The organism is Borrelia tillae (genome assembly GCF_055693965.1).
In genome coordinates this window covers 154,921-173,187 of sequence record NZ_CM146346.1, presented here as the reverse complement: position 1 = coordinate 173,187, position 18,267 = coordinate 154,921, and the positions used below count along the sequence as shown (strand labels likewise).

General features: G+C 27.6%; 13 protein-coding genes and 4 pseudogenes. 12 read left to right on the top strand and 5 right to left on the bottom strand.

The window, feature by feature from the left end:
• Positions 1-14 precede the first annotated feature (14 nt).
• The 6 genes and pseudogenes from ACWUD1_RS00850 (at position 15) to ACWUD1_RS00825 (ending at position 6,350) form a co-directional block, all read left to right on the top strand.
• Positions 15-896, top strand: coding sequence for a DUF58 domain-containing protein (locus ACWUD1_RS00850; protein WP_472756686.1), 882 nt, complete (start codon positions 15-17; stop codon positions 894-896).
• Entirely contained in the window at positions 893-1,792 is a 900-nt protein-coding gene (locus tag ACWUD1_RS00845; protein WP_472756685.1) for a hypothetical protein, read from the top strand. The genes ACWUD1_RS00850 and ACWUD1_RS00845 overlap by 4 nt, the downstream gene beginning before the upstream one ends.
• Positions 1,779-2,779, top strand: a pseudogene (locus ACWUD1_RS00840) (vWA domain-containing protein). The gene ACWUD1_RS00845 and the pseudogene ACWUD1_RS00840 overlap by 14 nt, the downstream one beginning before the upstream one ends.
• Positions 2,776-3,765, top strand: a complete 990-nt coding sequence (locus ACWUD1_RS00835) for a vWA domain-containing protein (RefSeq protein WP_472756684.1) — start codon at positions 2,776-2,778, stop codon at positions 3,763-3,765. The pseudogene ACWUD1_RS00840 and the gene ACWUD1_RS00835 overlap by 4 nt, the downstream one beginning before the upstream one ends.
• Positions 3,747-4,334, top strand: coding sequence for a tetratricopeptide repeat protein (locus tag ACWUD1_RS00830; protein ID WP_472756683.1), 588 nt, complete (start codon positions 3,747-3,749; stop codon positions 4,332-4,334). Before ACWUD1_RS00835 ends, ACWUD1_RS00830 begins: the two co-directional genes overlap by 19 nt.
• Positions 4,283-6,350, top strand: a pseudogene (locus tag ACWUD1_RS00825) (hypothetical protein). Before ACWUD1_RS00830 ends, ACWUD1_RS00825 begins: the two are co-directional and overlap by 52 nt.
• A gap of 44 nt (positions 6,351-6,394) precedes the next feature.
• Here ACWUD1_RS00825 and infA read toward each other — a convergent pair.
• Positions 6,395-6,616 carry a translation initiation factor IF-1 gene (gene infA, locus ACWUD1_RS00820; RefSeq protein WP_472756682.1) on the bottom strand — a complete coding sequence of 74 codons (222 nt, stop codon included), beginning with the start codon at positions 6,614-6,616 and terminating at the stop codon, positions 6,395-6,397.
• A 167-nt stretch (positions 6,617-6,783) separates the two neighbouring features.
• Here infA and ACWUD1_RS00815 point away from each other — a divergent pair.
• A pseudogene (locus tag ACWUD1_RS00815) lies at positions 6,784-7,165 on the top strand (TraR/DksA family transcriptional regulator).
• 3 nt (positions 7,166-7,168) lie between these two features.
• Here ACWUD1_RS00815 and ACWUD1_RS00810 read toward each other — a convergent pair.
• Positions 7,169-8,338 (bottom strand): OmpA family protein, encoded by a 1,170-nt coding sequence (locus ACWUD1_RS00810; protein ID WP_472756681.1) that lies wholly within the window; start codon positions 8,336-8,338, stop codon positions 7,169-7,171.
• Positions 8,339-8,517: 179 nt separating this feature from the next.
• Here ACWUD1_RS00810 and malQ point away from each other — a divergent pair, with 179 nt between their 5' ends.
• From malQ to ACWUD1_RS00790, 4 genes and pseudogenes are all read left to right on the top strand, one after another.
• The gene (malQ, locus tag ACWUD1_RS00805; RefSeq protein WP_472756680.1) at positions 8,518-9,999 is read left to right on the top strand and encodes a 4-alpha-glucanotransferase; all 1,482 of its coding nucleotides are present in this window, start codon (positions 8,518-8,520) and stop codon (positions 9,997-9,999) included.
• A 95-nt stretch (positions 10,000-10,094) separates the two neighbouring features.
• Positions 10,095-11,945, top strand: a complete 1,851-nt coding sequence (locus ACWUD1_RS00800; RefSeq protein ID WP_472756679.1) for a putative glycoside hydrolase — start codon at positions 10,095-10,097, stop codon at positions 11,943-11,945.
• 27 nt (positions 11,946-11,972) lie between these two features.
• Positions 11,973-12,953 (top strand): calcium/sodium antiporter, encoded by a 981-nt coding sequence (locus tag ACWUD1_RS00795; RefSeq protein ID WP_472756678.1) that lies wholly within the window; start codon positions 11,973-11,975, stop codon positions 12,951-12,953.
• 81 nt (positions 12,954-13,034) lie between these two features.
• A pseudogene (locus ACWUD1_RS00790) lies at positions 13,035-14,788 on the top strand (hypothetical protein).
• 16 nt (positions 14,789-14,804) lie between these two features.
• On the opposite strand, the gene ACWUD1_RS00785 reads toward ACWUD1_RS00790, so the two are convergent.
• Positions 14,805-14,972 (bottom strand): hypothetical protein, encoded by a 168-nt coding sequence (locus ACWUD1_RS00785; protein WP_086936058.1) that lies wholly within the window; start codon positions 14,970-14,972, stop codon positions 14,805-14,807.
• Positions 14,973-15,046: 74 nt separating this feature from the next.
• Between ACWUD1_RS00785 and ACWUD1_RS00780 the strand changes: the two genes are divergently transcribed.
• Positions 15,047-16,639, top strand: a complete 1,593-nt coding sequence (locus ACWUD1_RS00780) for a hypothetical protein (RefSeq protein WP_472756677.1) — start codon at positions 15,047-15,049, stop codon at positions 16,637-16,639.
• On the opposite strand, the gene alr is transcribed toward ACWUD1_RS00780, so the two are convergent.
• Both alr and ACWUD1_RS00770 read right to left on the bottom strand, forming a co-directional pair.
• Positions 16,631-17,722, bottom strand: a complete 1,092-nt coding sequence (gene alr / locus ACWUD1_RS00775; protein ID WP_472756676.1) for an alanine racemase — start codon at positions 17,720-17,722, stop codon at positions 16,631-16,633. The two genes, ACWUD1_RS00780 and alr, sit on opposite strands and share 9 nt — an antisense overlap.
• Positions 17,723-17,847: 125 nt before the next feature.
• Positions 17,848-18,264: a hypothetical protein gene (locus ACWUD1_RS00770; protein WP_472756675.1), complete on the bottom strand. Its 417-nt coding sequence runs from the start codon at positions 18,262-18,264 to the stop codon at positions 17,848-17,850.
• Between the last annotated feature and the right edge of the window lie 3 nt (positions 18,265-18,267).

The window sequence follows — 18,267 nt, the reverse complement described above, 5'->3', positions numbered from 1 at the left end:
GGGTTTGAATTAATATGCAACGTATTAGTGAAGCAAACGTTAGTACTAAGACTAAAATCAAAGCTTTAAAATTTTTTTCCCGAAAAATGCTTTTAGAGCTTAATTTTGGTGGATATCGTTCTATTTTTAAAGGCCTTGGTCTTGAATTTCATGAATTTAGATCCTATGAAGAGACAGATGATGCTAGGCTTATTGATTGGAATGTTAGTTCAAAGACAGATACTATTTTTTCAAAAGTGTTTAGGGAAGATAAAGGAATGAATCTTCATTTACTTGTTGATAATTCTTTATCAATGAGTCTTGGAAGTGTGATTAGTAAAAAAGAAATACAAGATTTTTTAGTTTCTATCTTCGCTCATATGGCATTCTTTAATAATGATAAGATAGGTATAACTTTTTTTTCAAGTGATACGGATAAATTTATTTCATCTAGAAAAGGTCATTCACATTTAGGACGCATTTTGAATGAAACTGTCAATAGACAGCTTAAGAGAGGTAGTAATTTAACTTATGTATTTAGAAATACCGCTGAATATTATAAGAAAAGGTCTTTAATTATCATTATTTCGGATTTTAAGGCCAATGATTATTTTAAATCTTTGACTGTTCTTAGCAAGCGTCATAATATTATTGCAATAAGGCTTACAGACTTTTTTGATGAAAGTCTTCCTCAATATGGAGTTTTAACTTATGAGGATATTGAAACCCGTGAAGATTTTTTGATTTCAGGATTTAGTAAAATGATATCAAATAGTTATAAAAATTATTGGACATTAGACAAGATAAAATGGAGAAAAGAGTGCATAAAAAGGGGTATTAATTTTGTAGAAATCAGTACAAAAGATGATGTCTTCAGAAAACTAAAGGCCCTTTTAAAAAAGGAGAATATTTTTTGAGCAATATAATTATCTTTATTGCATTTTTTTTGTCTTTCAACTTATTTTCTTATGAAATAAGAAATGAAATATTTATTCCAACTCGTTATTATGTAGGGGATACTGTTGAACTTAAGCTTTTATTAATTCTTGACAAGAATGAAAAATTTATTCCTGTTAAATTTGAAGAGATTAAGAATGAATTTATTGAGGTTAATTCACTTACTTATAGGCCTGAGAGTGGGGAGATAATAATATATTTTGTTTCATTTTATGTCGGGAGTAATTCTCTTCCACGCATTTATGTTGGGGATATCATTAGGAATGACAAGCCTTTTAAACTAATGCTTAGTAACATAAAAATCAATACTAGTAAGCTAATAGCAGATGATGATTCTCTTAAGATTCAGGATATAGAAGGAGTGCTTTTTCTTCCAGGAACAAGTACGTACCTTTTTATTTTTATTTTGGCTTTTGCATTAATTCCTTATTTTTTTATTAAATTTTTGAAGATTATAAAACAGTTATTATTATTTGTAATAATGAAACATAATTTGAGAAAACCTTATAAGGTTTTTCGCAAACAAATTATTATTTTATCTGGTTATATTAAAAATGATGAGGAGCCAATTATCTTTTATAATTTATTAAATTCATCTTTAAGGGTTTACTTATCTAAAAAAACAGGTTTTGATTTTAATGCAATTACTACGACAGAAATTTCTGAAATTTTGCAAAATCTTAAGGTTCCTTATGAGATTCGTTCAACTCTTGTTAATATGCTTAGACTCTCTGATTTTAGCAAATTTAGTGGAATTAATTTACCAGGTGGGAATTTATCGGTTATTTTAGATGATTTAAAGAAAGCTGTTTTTAATTTTGAAGAATTTAATAGGGGTGTTAATGTTAATATTTAATGAACCTTTATATTTGTTTTTACTTATACTTCTACCATTAATAATTTACTTTAATCATTTTTGTAAACGCAGAGGGGGGAAAGTTAAATTTCCAATATCACTTTATGGGAACTTTGGCTCTATAAAATTAAGAGATTATGGTTTGAATTTATTATATTTTATAACTTATGTTTTCTTTTATTTAGCAATAACAGTTATGATCTAACTTTAGCAGGTCCTTCTATTTCTAAAAAAAAAATGACCTATATTAGTGATGGAGCAGATATTGTTATTGTGTTAGATATATCTCCTAGTATGGGTGCTATTGAGTTTTCGTCTAAAAATAGACTTGAATTTGCTAAGGAATTGATTAAATATTTTGCTTATCAGAGGGAGAATGATAATATTGGTTTGGTAGCTTTTGCAAAGGAAGCTTCTTTAATAGTTCCGCTTACAATAGATAGGGATTTTTTTTCTCAAAAATTAGACGATATTTATGTTATGGACCTTGGAAATGGTTCTGCTTTGGGACTTGGGATTTCTATTGCGCTTTCTCATTTAAGGCATTCTGAGGCCCCAAAAAGGTCAGTGATTGTTTTAACAGATGGTGTAGTTAATTCAGATGAAGTTTATAAAGATCAAGTCATAAATCTTGCGCAGGGTTTAAATGTTAAAATCTATTCTGTTGGAATTGGTAGTAATGAGGAACTTAGTGTTGGATTTAAATTGAGATCAGGTAAGTTTTATCAGGGTACGCTAAGAGAAGTCTATGATCCTAGTATGCTTTTTGAGATTTCAAGTAAAACAGGTGGACTTTTTTATTCTGTAGGTGATGATTTTTCATTTAAACTAGCAATTCAGGATTTTTCAAAAAGGGAAAATGTAGAGAGAAAAGTTAAAATTGTGGTTGATAATGATGATGTTTACAATGAATTTTTATTAGCAATATTTTGTTTATTAATTCTTTATTTTCTTTTTTCTAAGATTTTTTTAAAAGAGGTATTATGAGTATAGGCAATTATTATGCTTTGTACTTGGTTATAGTTTTATTTATAGTGCTTTTTATATATGTCTGTAATTTTAGACAGACCCTTCCATTTTTTAAGACTTTAAGTCATATGTATGGAAATAATGCCTACATTAAAAATTATTATATAAAGAAAATTCTTATGATATTCTTTTTTGTGTCAAGTTTGGGGTTTTTAATTATAGCTATCTTGGATATTTCTTGGGGGCAGAAAGCTACTGAGGATGAGAGATTTAATGTGAGAATATCTTTTGTTTTTGATATTTCTCGTAGTATGTTGACCTTTGATGAGGGAAAATCAGTTAATAGACTTGAGAGTGCTAAGAGCCTTATTAGCTTAATTTTGAATAATTTTGAAAATGCTGAGTATTCGCTTACTATTTTTAAAGGTAAGCCATTATTATTATTGCCATTTTCTAAAGATAAAGCTAACTTGCAAAAGTTGTTAAATTATATTGAACCCAGGTTAATAAGTTCTCCCGGTAGTTTTTTAGGCGAAGGAGTTTTTAGTGCCTTACAAGGAATACGAGATAATTCTTATTATAATTTTTTGATAATTTTAACAGATGGGGATGAATGGGGTGAGAGTAATTATTATACTTTTCCTAAGTTGATTGATTCATTTAATATTACAACTTTTATAATTGGGATTGGTAGTAATAATCCAACTCCTTTGATTTATAATAATTTAAGTGTGAAAGATAAGGATGGCAATGTGATAAAGTCCGTTCTTGATGAGGATAATTTACATCTTCTAACGTCTTTTCTTAAGGGTTCTTACTATAATTTATATTTGAAAGGTACTAACTATGTTGTGAATGAGATAAGGAATGATATAATTAAAAAAAGTTTAAGTGACGTCTTGCTTATTGGGATTCTAAGGTATAAGCTTTTTTTAGCTATTTCTTTTTTATTCATAGTGTTATATGTATTTATTAAGGTCATTAAATGGGACGAAACTTTTTAATTTATTGGGTAATGTTTTTTATATTTGTATTTTTTTTATCTTGTTCTAATATTAAGACTATGTCTTTTATGGCTATTGGTAATTATGATTATATTAGGGGTGATTATCAAGGTGCCATTTCCACTTATTATAATCTTGTAGACGATAATCAAAGTGCCCCATGGGCTTATTATAATCTTGGGATTGTATATTATTCTTTAGGAGAATATGAGAGCTCCCTTAGGATGTTTTCGTATGCAAAGAGGAGTAATGATTTTTTTTTAAACTTTAATATACACTATAACGAAGGGATCATATACTATAATCAAGGACTTTATCGGAAAGCAGAAGTGGCGTTTAAGGAAGCTTTAAGGATTAACCCTTCAAGTTATAATGCTAAATATAATCTTGAACTTGCAATAATTAAAAAAAGAACTATTCCAAATGCTTTGGATGATTTAAGTGTTAATAGAAATCAAAATTTTGTTGATAACAATGAAAATTTTTTAAGATATATTGAGGATCTTGAGAGGGTTTTATGGGTAATAAGCGCAGACGAGCAAGTTTTATCTTCAAAAGAAGATTGGTAATATTTTTGTTTTTATTTTTTATAAATTTTCACGTTTACTCTTTTTCTGGTACTGATTATTTGTTATCGACTAAGGTAATTAGAGGAGATAAAGTTGTACATATTATTAAATTAAATCTACCTCAAGATATTCAAGATATTGATGAAAACTTATTAAAGTTTGAAATAAGTAAAGAGGTAAGTAAGAACACTGAAATTGTCTCAATATCTAAGATAATATCTAAAGTGTCTGAGGGAGATAATGTTATTGTAGAAATAAAGATAACGTATAATTTTGATTATTTGGGTTTTACCAAGATCCCTGCATTAAGGGTACTTTACCTTGACAAATCTTATTTAAGCTCAGAGTTTGAAGTTGTCATTTTGAAAGAAGATGAGTTTAAGTCTTTTGGTTTGCCCATTAAATTGTATTGGGATTTTGATAAAGAAGAAATTTATGAGTATCAAAGTATTGGATTTGTTTTGCGTTCTAATTGGCTTGTAAATAATAATTTAAATTCTATTGCCAGTTCTTTTAATGCTGTTAAAGATGCAATGATAGATAGAACACCTATATTTGAAAATATTAGGTATAGAACTTTTAGTGGCAAAGAAATCTTAGATGTGCCTCTTTATAATTTTATCTTAACTCCTCTTAGGAGTTCAAAGGGCATTGTTATTCCTAGTGTTGCTTTTAATATAGGCGAAAATATTATTCGTAGTAGTCCTGAAATTGCTTTAAAAGTGAAACCAATACCTGACGAGGTTAAATCTTTAGCTATTGGAACTTTTAAGATTGGTTATGAAGTTCCCAACTCAACTTTAATTGATCAGGATACTTTTACTGTTTTAATAAAAATTACAGGACAAGGAAATCTTCCGCATATTCGTTTTCCAGAAATTGAAACTTATAATTCTAAAGTTATTTATAAGAAAAAAAATTATAACTTTGAACCTTCAAAAGATGGATATAAAGGCAGTATATCCAAAATATACACTATTAAGCCAGGTAGTAAGGGTAATTTATTTTTAAATGTTGATGATTTTATTTATTTAGATCCTGATTCTGGCAAAATTCATAAACTTAGTGGTAAGCGATTAAAATATGAGTATAATGGGGAATTTAAGAATAGTAGTGATTCTCGTAAAGAGTTATTCTCAGATTTTAGTTTACTTTCATATCATGATATTTTGAGTCATAAACATAAGACTTTTTTGTTTTTTGTACCCGTTTATTATTTAATTTTGATACCAGGAATTTTGTTCTCTTTAGCTATTTTTATTAAACATAAAAAATTTTTTATTGCATCAAGTTGTGGGGCGGTTATCTTAATATTAACTTTTGCTATTAGTCTTAATGCTATAAATGATGGCTCTTTGTCAGAAAATAACATAAATGATTTGATTGGAGACTATAATGCAAATAATTATGAGACTGCTCTTAATAAAATTGATAATATCCTTAAAAAAAATCCGAGTTATTCAGGATTGTGGTTAAATCGATTCTCTTATTTTGACTAAAATGAATAAATATTTTGATGCAATCTATTCGGCGTATAAAGCGTTTTTTACGTCCCCAAGTAATTATACTTTTCATAAGGTGATCGATTTTATTGAATATCAAAATGGAATTAATGAAAATATTCGAAATAATAGTTTCGTTCTGTCTAATATTTTTTTTATTGTTAGTTTGATTTTAATAAATATTTTAGTAGTGGTTATGTCTTATCAATGTTATGCAAAGAATTTAAAGAGGATTATTTTATTCTTACTACTATCTGTAACATGTTTTACGTTGTTGCAAACGTATTACTTTTATGTTGATCAGCAATCTGAGATTGGAATTATTAGAGGCGATTTAGTTTCTCTTTATAAAGTTCCTGATAGTTTTTCAAGAAGTTGGCGATTTTTAAATGGTAATATAAGTGTTTATATACTTAATAGAAAAGATGACTTTGTACTGATTCAGACAAGCCATGGACTTCAGGGATGGATTCATAAAAATTTTATTGCATCCGTTAAAGATAATTTGATATAAAATAGAATTAATCTCTTAATTAATTTAAATAATATTTATTGAAACTATTTTTCTCTGTATATGATCCTTCCCTTTGTAAGATCATAAGGTGAAAGTTCAACTTTTACTTTATCACCAGGAACTATTTTTATGAAATGTTTCCGCATCTTGCCAGACAGATGTGCTAAAATCAAATGTCCATTTTTAAGCTCTACCCTAAACATTGTGTTCGGCAGAGATTCTTTAACAATACCTTCAGTCTCAATAGCTTCTTCTTTAGTATTCAAGATACCTCCTTGTTATTTGTATAACAAAATACATTTTACACAATTAGGAGTATCATTGCAATTATTTTTTATTAAAAATTAATGTAATAGTTTACATTATATAGGATTGTTTATATAATTACACGGAGTTTTTTAAAAATTGTAATTTATTATAGGGAGGTAATATCGTGCAGAAAAGTAATTTTGAGCATGAATTTATTGAAAAGATGCGAAATTTTCTTTTAGAATCAAAAAAAGAGATATTGAATTCTATAGATTTGTTGAAGATAGTAAGCGGGAAATCATTAATAATGATATGCATTTAAAGGATATAATTGATATTGCGTTTGACAATATGGATGGTAATAATCTTGAAGCTTTAAGTTCAGTTGAGAAAAAAAGCTACATTTAATCAATCAAGCACTTTATCGAATTTCTCAAAATACTTATGGTAATTGTTTGGCTTGTGATAAAATTATTGCAAGAGAAAGACTAGAGGCTATTCCTTATGCATTTTTATGTATAAATTGCCAAACTAAAAAGGAGAAAAAGAGCAGAAGATCAAGCTAGTATTTAATTGTTTAGAATTGTAATTTCTACTCGTCGATTTTTTGATGCTAAAGGAGATGAGCTTGTATACTTAGGTTTTTTAGCACCCCAGCCTTTAAAAAATATTTGATTTTTGTTCTTTACTTTCATTTTTAATAAGTAGTTTCCAATTGCATGAGCTCTTTTTTCAGATAGGTTTTGCATTTCTTGTTCTGTTCCAAATTTGGCCGTGTGCCCTTCTATTAGGATATTATTATCTTTAAACTTTTCTAATAAATTGGCTATGTGTTTTAGTTGATTATATGCATCTTTGGTGATTTGAAAAGAATCAGGATAGAAGTCAATAATTAAGCTTAGTTTAATGCCATTTTCGTCTTTTTCTATGTTAATAGAATCTAATTGTTTTTTCCTAATATATTCTTTCACTTGATTCTCTATTGTATTGTCATTTGGTAATTCAATAGAGATGATTTTTCCATATGAGTTTCCAATCATTTTGATATTATCATTTCCATTTTTCATTTGAAATTCATATGTGTCGCTATATTTATGTGTGTTGCCTAATTCTGAATCAAAATAGATCGTTTGATGAACTTTTTGAGAGAATAATATATTTTTCACATTATATTTAGACTCATAATTTGAAAGGATTATGTCGTAGAATTTGCCATCTACTTTTTCTTTGCCTTTATAAACATAATATACATCAAATTTTATGATAAAATCCTTTATTTCTTTTGAGATTTCAGATGCTTGAATATACTCCTCCGCTGGATATGTCCAAGTATCATTTACTGCTATGGGTTTTTTGGGAAATCTTGGAATACCCCTAACAGAAGGTCTTTTTTGTGTATTTTTGATTCTATATTCACCTTGTTCATTTATGCTGAAATTTCCTTCAAATTCTTCTTTCAGTAAATAAATATCACTCTCATTGTCTCTTGTTAATACCCTAAAGTGAGATTTGATATCCGTAAAACCATTCTTCACACTTCCCACTTCACTTGAAACTTGGATATTGGTTTTGGTTTTTGAATTAAATATTCCATTTAGATAGATTTTTTGATTGTCAGTTGTATCTATTCTGAATTTGGTCCCCTTAATGTACTTGAACTCTAATATTTCAGACGAAAACACAAGGGAATTTGTCAATAAAAGTAATAGTGAAAGTAATAATTCAATTTGAATATTCATTATAAAAGGAATTATATCATAAATCATAATTGATATTTTTTTGGGGGAAGTTTTGAGAAAGATTTCATTAAATCTTTTGAATAATGCTTTGTGAGTTTTGTATTTTAGTTATAATGATTGTATACGGACAGTTGTTTTAAGATGTTAATTAAACAATTGATTATTTTGAGGTATAAAAAATGGAAAGAAAAAGTGGAATTTTGCTAAGTATTAGTTCTTTGTCATCTAAGTATGGTATTGGTGATTTGGGGAAGGGGGCATATAAATTTATAGATTTTCTTGCCGCTTCTTCACAAAGTTATTGGCAAATATTGTCTTATTTGCTTCCTGACTTTGTAGGAGTTCCTTATGCAAGTTTTTTTGCCTTTGCTGGCAATATCAATTATATTGATTTAGAGGCTATTGATAGATTTATTGACATAGACTTAAGTACCCTTGAATGTTTGGAAGAGAGATATGTTAACTATGACAAAGTAAAAGCTAAGGAAGCTGTCTTGAAAAGTGCTGCTTTAAATTTTTTGAAGAGAGCAACGCTTGATGAGATGTATGCATTTGAAAAGTTTAAAAAATCGGCTTCTTATTGGCTTTTGGATTTTGCTAGTTTTGTTGCTTTAAAAGAATACTATTCTAAATTTCAATCTCAACAGACTTTTAATGTTTTATTTATTAGAGAAATTTTAAAAAGAGATGTTAAAACTTTAGCTAAGCTTAGGGAAATTCTTGAGATTGAAATCAATATTCAGCAAGTTTTACAATATTTCTTTTTTTCTCAATTAAAAGACTTAAAAAAATATGCCAATAATGCTGGAATTAAGATAGTGGGGGATGTTCCTATTTTTGTACCTTATGATTCTTCTGATGTTTGGGCACATCAAAAATATTTTAAGTTAAAGTTTGATGCAAGTAAAGATAAAATAACTGGTATGCCCTCAGGGTGTTTATTTGAAAAAAAATATCTTTGGGGAAATGCAGCTTATAATTGGAAGGCTTTAAGGAAAGATAATTATGTATGGTGGATTAATCGTATTAATTTTTTACATAAATATGTAGATATTATTAGAATTGATCATTTGAGAGGATTTACATCAATTTGGGAGGTTGATGCAGAGGGAGCTTCGGTAGTGGGTGGACGATGGGTAAAATGTCCCGGAAAAGATTTTTTTAGGCATGTTTTAAGCGAAATAGATGATTTAGAAATTTGGGTTGAAGATCTCGTAAAAGAGCATGGGGATACATTTAGATTAAGAGACTATTTTAACTTTCCTGGAACTAAAGTTATGCAACTTGCATTTGATTTTGATTCTAAAAATATATACCTTCCTCATAATTACGTAAGAAATTGTGTTGTCTATACAGGCACTAATGATAGTACTACTAGTCGTGGATTTATTAATTCTCTTGATAATGAACATAAAAAATATATTTTTAATTATCTTAATACTAATGAGGATTCTGTTGTTTGGGATATGATAAGGGGCGCAATGTCTAGCGTTGCAGATGGTGTAATAATTTTAATGCAGGATTATCTTGATCTGGTTACTGATTTTAGGATGAATATGTCTGATGTGATGTGTAATGACTTTAGGATATTAAGTAGCGATTTGAGTGGTGATTTAAGTAGAAAGATAAGTGATATTACTAAACTTTATGGAAGGACTTAGTAGTAACTTGTCAATATTTTGATAAAATAGTATTTGGTTTTTAATATTTAATATTATTTTAAAGTTTATTTTCAAAAAGGCTGGATTTTATTTATATGAGACTTAATACGCTTATAATGTTTTTGTATTTAGTGTGCTTGTTATTTTTTTATTTTTTTTTATGTTTCCATTTATATTCATTAGATGAGACAAAGTATTTTAAGAAAAGTGATATATTTTTCATACATAAAGGTTTTCTATATAAAAAACATGATAGCAAGGTATTTAAGGTTGATCTTAAGGATTTAGAGACTAGATGGATATATCCATTTAAGAAGCCCGTATCTAAGAGAATAACATCTGTTTATGAAGATTTTTATTCATCCAATTCTCTTTTAACAACTAATGATGTAGTTTATATTTCTCATGATTATTTTAAAAGCTTTAGAAAATTAGTTACTAATGAAAAATTTAATAAAAATTCTTATATTACATCAAGTGCATTATCTCGAGGAGAGCATAAGTCTATTGTTATTGGGACTTCTAATAGTGGCATTTATTTAAGTATTAATGACAATTTAGATTTTAAAAGTTTAAATTCTTTAATTTCTAGAACGTATCTTGGTGCTGGTTATTATGATGTAATCAGTGCAATAGAATTTTCTAAAAATAATGCAAATGAATTGTATTGCTCTTATGGAATTTATGGAAACATTATTTTAATTAATACAGGTTTAGGGGTGATTAAGGAATTAGAGTTTCCTTTTAAGAAGCAGATAGTACGCATTATTGATTTATCAAATAATAGAGAAGAAAAACTTTTGATTAGAACTTATGACAATCATTTTTATTCCTATGTTAATGGCAACTGGGCTTTTGATGGTCAGTTTTCTGTTTATGGAAAAGATTCTATAGCAAAGTCAAAGAGGATGAAAATTGCGTCTAGCAAGGGCTCAATTTATTTGACAGCTTATACTCTTAGAAATAAAGCAATGATTGATGAGAGATTCGAGTTTATAAAAAAATTGGGAATGAATGCTGTTATTATTGATTTTAAGGATGATAGTGGCATTTTAACATATGCAAGCAAATTGGATTTGCCTAACAGAATGAGAGCCGTTAAAGATTTAATAGATGTGCCTTATATTTTAAGAAAAGCAAAAGAACTTGGGATATATGTTATTGCCAGAGTAGTTGTGTTTAAAGATGCCAAGTTTTATTATTACAATAATTGTGAGTATGCTCTTTGGAATAAAAAGACCAATCGACCTTGGGCCAATGTTTTAAAAGTTAAGAATAGTGATTCTTTTAAATTTGTTCAAAAGGAACATTGGGTAAATCTTTTCTTTCAAGGTACGTGGGATTATAATTTATCTATTGCAAAGGAGATTCAGTCTCTTGGCGTTGATGAAATTCAATTTGATTATATTAGATTTCCAACAGATGGACCTGTGTCTCTTATAACTTCAAGGTTTAACAAATATAACATGCGAGCAATTGATGCCCTTGAGTCTTTTTTGATTATGGCCAGAGAAGATATTACTATTCCTATTTCGGTTGACATCTATGGAAATAATGGGTGGTTTATTACAAATAGTATTGGTCAAAATATTTCTATGATTTCAGATTATGTTGATGTAATCTCCCCAATGTTTTACCCTTCGCATTATACCAATGATTTTTTAAAGAATGAGTTATATTATACTACCAGAGCTTATAAAATTTATAAGGAGGGGAGTAATAGGGCATCTGTCTTTTCCTCAGGTAATGTCATAATTAGACCTTATGTGCAAGCTTTTTTGCTTGGTAGTGAACGTCGTGTAAGTGAAAAGGTTTATTTAGAGTATTTTTTTCATCAATTAAAGGGCATTAAAGAGTCTTTAGGTAGTGGGTTTAGTTTATGGAATGCATCTAATATTTACTATATGGTTAAGAGTAATTTAAGTGGGTTTTTAGATTTTTCTTGATATTATTACTTGTGTAAGGAGATTTCTTTGGAGCATATTTATTTTTTATATGTAGTGCTTGGCATATTTTTATTATATTTTGGTGGGAATTGTCTTTTAAAAAGTTCTGTTAGTATTGCTAGTTATTTTAAGGTACCTAATCTGTTAATAGGTGTTATAATAGTATCATTATCAACAAGCGCTCCAGAGCTATTTACAAGCCTAATAGCATCCTTTAAAGGAAAAAATGAAATTATTGTTTCTAATGTTATTGGCAGTAATATTATTAACATGTTGCTTGCACTTCCCTTAACAGGATTTTTTTTAAATATTAAAACTGATTTTAAAAGACTTAGGCTTTCTTTTATAGTTTTATTTTTATTAATGTCTTTTCTTTTGTTATTTTCTTTAGATTTTAATGTTTTGTCTTTTTTTCATAGACCTTATTATAGAACCAGTTCGTTGGTGATTTTAATTTTATTTTTATCTTATCTATTTTTATTTTATAGAGAAGAGAGAAATTGTAAATCTGTTACGGAAGAAGACTTAGATGTTCTTAATTATGATTATGGTCTTAAATTTTTGTTTTTAAATGTCTTACTTTTATTATTAAGTGTATATTTTCTATATTTGGGTTCAAAGTTGTTAATAGATGGTTCAATATATATTGCACACAATATTTTTAATATTAGTGAAAAAGTTATTGGAATTATTTTTGTAGCCTTTGGAACCAGTGTTCCGGAAATTGTTGTGTCTCTTTTTGCAGTAATTAAAAAGGAATCAGATATTGCTCTCGGTAATATCATTGGAAGTAATATATTTAATATTGGATTTATTTTATCTAGTAGTAGTTTTATAAATCCAGTGCTAATGAGTGATATTTATTTTATTGATTTTAGTATCATGTTTGCTGTATCTTTTATTTTGTGGCTTATAGTAAGATTTAAAGGGGTTTTTGGTAGAGGGCCCGCTGTTTTCTTTTTATGTTTGTATATCTTGTATAATACATTCTTGTTTGGTGTTTTTTAAATTTATTAAATTTATCATCAATATGTTATCATATGTTATATATAATGATTATTTTTCATATGAGGAGATTATAGCTATAAGATGAAAAAGTTACCAGGAATCTTTTATCTAAATGATAAAGAAATAGATATTTTGATTTCTCAGATAGGAATTTCTTCAGATGCTCAAAAAATGATTTTAAGACTTCTTCTAGATTATAAAAATGATGTTATAGATTATGCTGAGTTTATTGAAGATTATTCTGTTAAAGTTCGTGCCCTTAAGGGGGAGCTAGATTTTTTATTTCGCAAACTTTATGAGGTTAAAGGGGAATTATCGTTAATCGGGCAACGTCAAGTGGCGAATTGCTGCCTTCTAAGATAATAATAACGGATGAAAATAGCTATAATTTTTATTATTATGCTATTGAAGATTTATTTTTTAAACATTATGTAGGAATAGATCTCTTTAGTAATCTACTTACAATTAGAAATATAGATAAGAATTTATTAGCTTTTGAAAAAGAGTTTATCATCCTCCCTCGTTCAGATGTTAATTTTAAATATTTTCAAGAAAATTTTTCACTAAAGAAGATATTTGTACTTAATTCTTTAATAATTCCTTCAGGACAGACCTTATATTTTGTTGATTTTATGAAAAGAATTTTATTCAGGATTGCTTCTAACAGAATAGTTAAAGATGTCTTTGTGAGAGCTAAAAATTTAAAACTTAGTGAGTATGATCGGATTTTAGATGAAAGTATGAGTGGTGTAGGGGTTGCTTATAATCTTCTTTTGGGGATTTTAGAAAATAAGGATGAGATTTTAAGTAAAAAAGGAGTTAATATTTCTAAGCATTACTTTACTTTTCTAGAAATATTAAATATCTATATTTCTAATGAGAAGAATATAGAAGAGTTTAGAAATTTAGAAAACATTAAGGTTGATGAAACTTTAAAATTAATTGAAAAGACAATAGAATTTAAACCAGGGTTTATTAATATAGACGAATTTGGTAATCTGCTTAAAGAACATGCTAAAAGATTGTCTGATCCTGAGCACTTTTTGCATATGGCACGTGAATATTTTTTTGAATCTAACATAAAGGGTTCGTTACCCAAAGTATTTAGTATTAAGCGCGGTATGTATTTATATAAGCCATGTGCTTATTCTGTATTTTTAAAAGAATTTGATCAAATTTTAGTTGATATTAGAGAAAAGCTACGAGATGAATTTATCAGGATTTTTAATAGTGGAAAGAGTTCTGCTGTGCTTACAGAGGAAGGTCTTGAAAAAACACTAAACGAATTTGTAGTGAAATATGATCTGAATGACTATTGCTTAAAAAATAAGGGTGCATTTCTTGAGTTTATTATTGCTCATTATAGACGGGTTTCTAAAACACAAAATATTCAGACTCATCTTAAGGATGTAATAAAAACCGAGGCCGCTAAATATTTTAAAAATAGCAATATGTTTTTACCACTTTATAAGATTTATAAAGTTGATTTGTTTAATCTTTTAGATTCTGCTTATAGAGATTTGCCTTTGTTTAAGAGGTTTGTATTATTTGTAACAGGGAAGCAGCAAAGTTATAAGGAAGCCTTATTCAGACTAAATTCTAAAGTTATGACTATTAGTAAAAATCATAGTGTACTTTTTGATCCAGGAGAGAGAGTTAAGCGACAATTAGATAGAAGACAAAGACATAGGGAAGAGGTAAAAGAACAAATTAGGAATTCCTATGCTAAGAAGAATAAAGCCCCTAATGAACAATCTGTAAATCATCGAACCTACACTAAAAGTGAGCAAGATGAAGCTTGGTTGAAATTTGGAGATAAGTTAAATAAAAAATAAATCAAGAAGATAAAATTTAAAATAAATCTTTAGGTCTTCTTGCTGTGTTTTTTGAGGCCTGACATTCGGCGTAGTGTTTTATTTTGCCATTTTCAAATTTGGATTTCATAATAATTTTTCCACCCCACTTGCTAAGTAATTCTTTAGAACCACTTCTTTGAGCATTTTTAGAAATTTTTGCCATCTTAAACACCTCATTATATTGGTTTATTGTATAATAAATTTATCAAAATAAAGTTGATTTATCAAGGAATAGGTATGTTTTTGATTCTGTTTTTTATATCCCATGTTATTTTTGCAGAAGAGATTTACTATAGGTTTGCTGATTATGATATTGATTATAGGATAGTTGGGAAATATGAGATCAGTAAGGAAGATGCAGAGGAAGAATGTGGGTATAAATTTATTTATAATGAGGGTAAGCTTGTATTTGTTTATTATATTGGTAAATTGAGTATTTTGATGCCTTCTGTTTTTGGCGCAAATCAGATCAAAATAGAGCATTCTGAGGGTGTAGAGAGGAGATTGTTTTTAAATGGAGGTTTTGCTTCTAAGAACTTGAAAGATGTTTATGTTGAGCAAATAGAATACTTTCCAAATGGCAGACCGAAAAATATTTTTAATTATAATAAATCTAATGAGATTATAAGGGATAAGTATGGGGTTGCTTATTATCATTTTATCTACAATGATGATAGCTTTTGTGTTTATAGGTTTAATGAGGTCGGCTTTCAAATTAAAGATTTAAATGATGTTTATTATACTAAGATTATTTATGATGATTCTGAGAGGATAAAAACGGTTTTATACTACGATGTTGAAGGTCGTAATATAAAAGCTAAAAATGGAATATATGGTTTTAGGCTAATTTATGACAGTAAATATAATGTTGTAAGGGAAGAATATTTGGATTCAACATCTTCTTTGTATGCAAATCCTTTTTCTGTTGCAATCAAGACATATCGGTATGATTTTGATGGTAAGCTTATTGAAGTTTTAAATTATGATATTAAGAATAATTTAACTCCTGATGAAAAAAATGTAGCAATATATAGATATGAGTATAATTTAAAGGAAAAAGATTGTTTTTATAAAGAATGTAATTATGATGCTAATAATAACCTAACTGTTAGTCAGGATGGTTATGCCATGAGGAAAACTATTTTTTATATACAAAGTAATGAAAAGAGGGTAGTTAATTATGGCAACAAGATGAATAAAAATTATAATAGTGATATTCCTGCAAGTTATGAAGAAAAATATGAAATAATGGGTGACTTTCAAGGTATTGCGGTTTATGGTTACAAATATGATAATCAGTTTTATTTAATCGAAAATCTTTTTTTTGATAAAAATTTTAATTTAATTGGTGACTTTAATGGAGTGATGATTTATAAATATACTTATAATGAAGATGGTCTTCTTGAAACCCAAGAGCATTACGGAGATTTTGATAATCCTATTAGTGATTCTGAGGGCGTTTTTAAATATAAATTTGTATATGACGCTAATGGCAATGTGATTTTAAAGAGTAATTATTCTAAGAATGGTGTGTTGGTTGCAGACAAAAATGCTATTTTTGAATATATTTATGAGTATGATAGGCAAAATAGACTCATAAGTCAGAAAAATTTTGGTAGTCTGGGGCAATTACAAGATGATATTCATGGTGTTAGTATGTATCAATATGAGTACAATAAATTTGGTAAGATTGCAAAAAAAACACATCATGGTCCAGATTTAAGATTAAGAGATAATATTGGGGGAATTGCGGTTTATAAATGGATTTATGATAGTAAGGGTGATTTAGTTGATTTTCAAAAATTTGATTCTTTAGGTAACTCAATATAAATATTTTTTCTTTTCATGTTTTCCAATAGAACAAAGTATTTCATATGTACTCATACCAGATTCTTTGCTCAGTATATTTAAATTTAATCTTGAAGATACGATTTCTACATTTTCTCCTATGTTGACTTTTAAATCTTGAGGTATTTCTATAATTGAAATATTCATACATATTTTTCCTCTAATGAAGCATTTTTTATCTTTTATGAGGTAATAAAAATTGTTAGATGTATTTTGTGGAATTCCGTCGAAGTAGCCAACTGGAACAAGTCCAATTTGCATATCTTTATTTGCCGTAAATAGACCAGAATATGATATTTTTTCTCCTGCCCTTATATTTTTAAGAAATATGACTTTTGAATATAAATTTAATACCGGTTTAAGTTGTAGATTATTATTTGAGTATGGATGATACCCATATAAAATAAGACCTGGCCTTATCATATTAAATTTTTTACTTAATTTGTAGTTTGCTATATGTTCTGAATTAGAGACATGAATGAATTTTGGAACTATATTGTGAACTTTAAGTTCATTGATTAATTTAATAAATTTTTCTATTTGTGCTTGAGTAATTATTGTATTTTCTGCTGTTGGTAGGTGTGTGCAAATTCCTTCAAATTCTATGAATTTTGAATTATGGATTTGAATTGCTAAATTAAGAGCATTTTCTATATTAATTCCATATCGATTCATTCCAACATCGACTTTTAAATGAATTTTGATTTTTTTATTTTGTTTTTTACATTCTTGTTCTATGAGTGATAAGTATTCAAGATCAGCAACAAAGGGTGTGATGTTGAAATCAACTAGACTTTTTATTGCATTTTTATTTGTGTTAATGTAAAGTAATGTGTTGACATTTTTGTCTATTTTTTTAAGTTTTAATGCATCATCTATCCAAAAAAGACCAAAATAATTTACTCCTTTTTCTTTTAAGAATTTGAATGTTGGAATAAGCCCATGCCCATAAGCATCAGCTTTTAGCGTGGCCACCAATTCTCTTTTTGGAGTATGTTTTTTAATTGATATTAAATTGTGTTCTAAATTTTTAAGATTGATTATGATTTCTTTATGCTTAGCCATTTTATATGTTACAACACACCATTTGTTGGTAAAACTTTAGATATTTGCATTTTTATTCATATTTCTTAAATCCGAAATTGCACGATATGCCTTAAAGATACCTAAAGTGCTTTCAAAACTAGATTTTACAGAAAAGGTACTTTAGGTATAAAAAAATGGATTATTCCTATAATTAATGCTAAAATTCCTATTAATTTTTGATTATTTTCAATAAAAAATGTAAATTTTCCATAATTTTTATTATTTTGAATATTTAAGGGCATCTTTTGATTTAAAAATAAGATAAACCCTATAGAAAATAGACTGATAGCAGGGAATAAATTTCCAATGATTGGTAAATCATAAGGTACTATTATTTCAAAGATACTGGTTATTAAAAATATTGTTCCGAAAATATTTCTTGCATTTTTATTATTATTGATTAGATTTACGAATTCTTCAAAAATAATTAGACATTTAAGTTGTGATCTTAAAATTGGAAATGCTAGTACTATTCCTCCCAAGATATTAAGTAAAACAGATATAAAATATATTTGTAACATCTA

What these genes read in the sequence shown, in the direction of transcription:
- ACWUD1_RS00850 (WP_472756686.1), top strand. Translation starts at nt 15, where the DNA reads ATGCAACGTATTAGTGAAGCAAACGTTAGTACTAAGACTAAAATCAAA.
- ACWUD1_RS00835 (WP_472756684.1), top strand. Translation starts at nt 2,776, where the DNA reads ATGAGTATAGGCAATTATTATGCTTTGTACTTGGTTATAGTTTTATTT.
- ACWUD1_RS00830 (WP_472756683.1), top strand. Translation starts at nt 3,747, where the DNA reads ATGGGACGAAACTTTTTAATTTATTGGGTAATGTTTTTTATATTTGTA.
- ACWUD1_RS00810 (WP_472756681.1), bottom strand. Translation starts at nt 8,338, where the DNA reads ATGAATATTCAAATTGAATTATTACTTTCACTATTACTTTTATTGACA.
- malQ (WP_472756680.1), top strand. Translation starts at nt 8,518, where the DNA reads ATGGAAAGAAAAAGTGGAATTTTGCTAAGTATTAGTTCTTTGTCATCT.
- ACWUD1_RS00800 (WP_472756679.1), top strand. Translation starts at nt 10,095, where the DNA reads ATGAGACTTAATACGCTTATAATGTTTTTGTATTTAGTGTGCTTGTTA.
- ACWUD1_RS00785 (WP_086936058.1), bottom strand. Translation starts at nt 14,972, where the DNA reads ATGGCAAAAATTTCTAAAAATGCTCAAAGAAGTGGTTCTAAAGAATTA.
- ACWUD1_RS00780 (WP_472756677.1), top strand. Translation starts at nt 15,047, where the DNA reads ATGTTTTTGATTCTGTTTTTTATATCCCATGTTATTTTTGCAGAAGAG.
- alr (WP_472756676.1), bottom strand. Translation starts at nt 17,722, where the DNA reads ATGGCTAAGCATAAAGAAATCATAATCAATCTTAAAAATTTAGAACAC.
- ACWUD1_RS00770 (WP_472756675.1), bottom strand. Translation starts at nt 18,264, where the DNA reads ATGTTACAAATATATTTTATATCTGTTTTACTTAATATCTTGGGAGGA.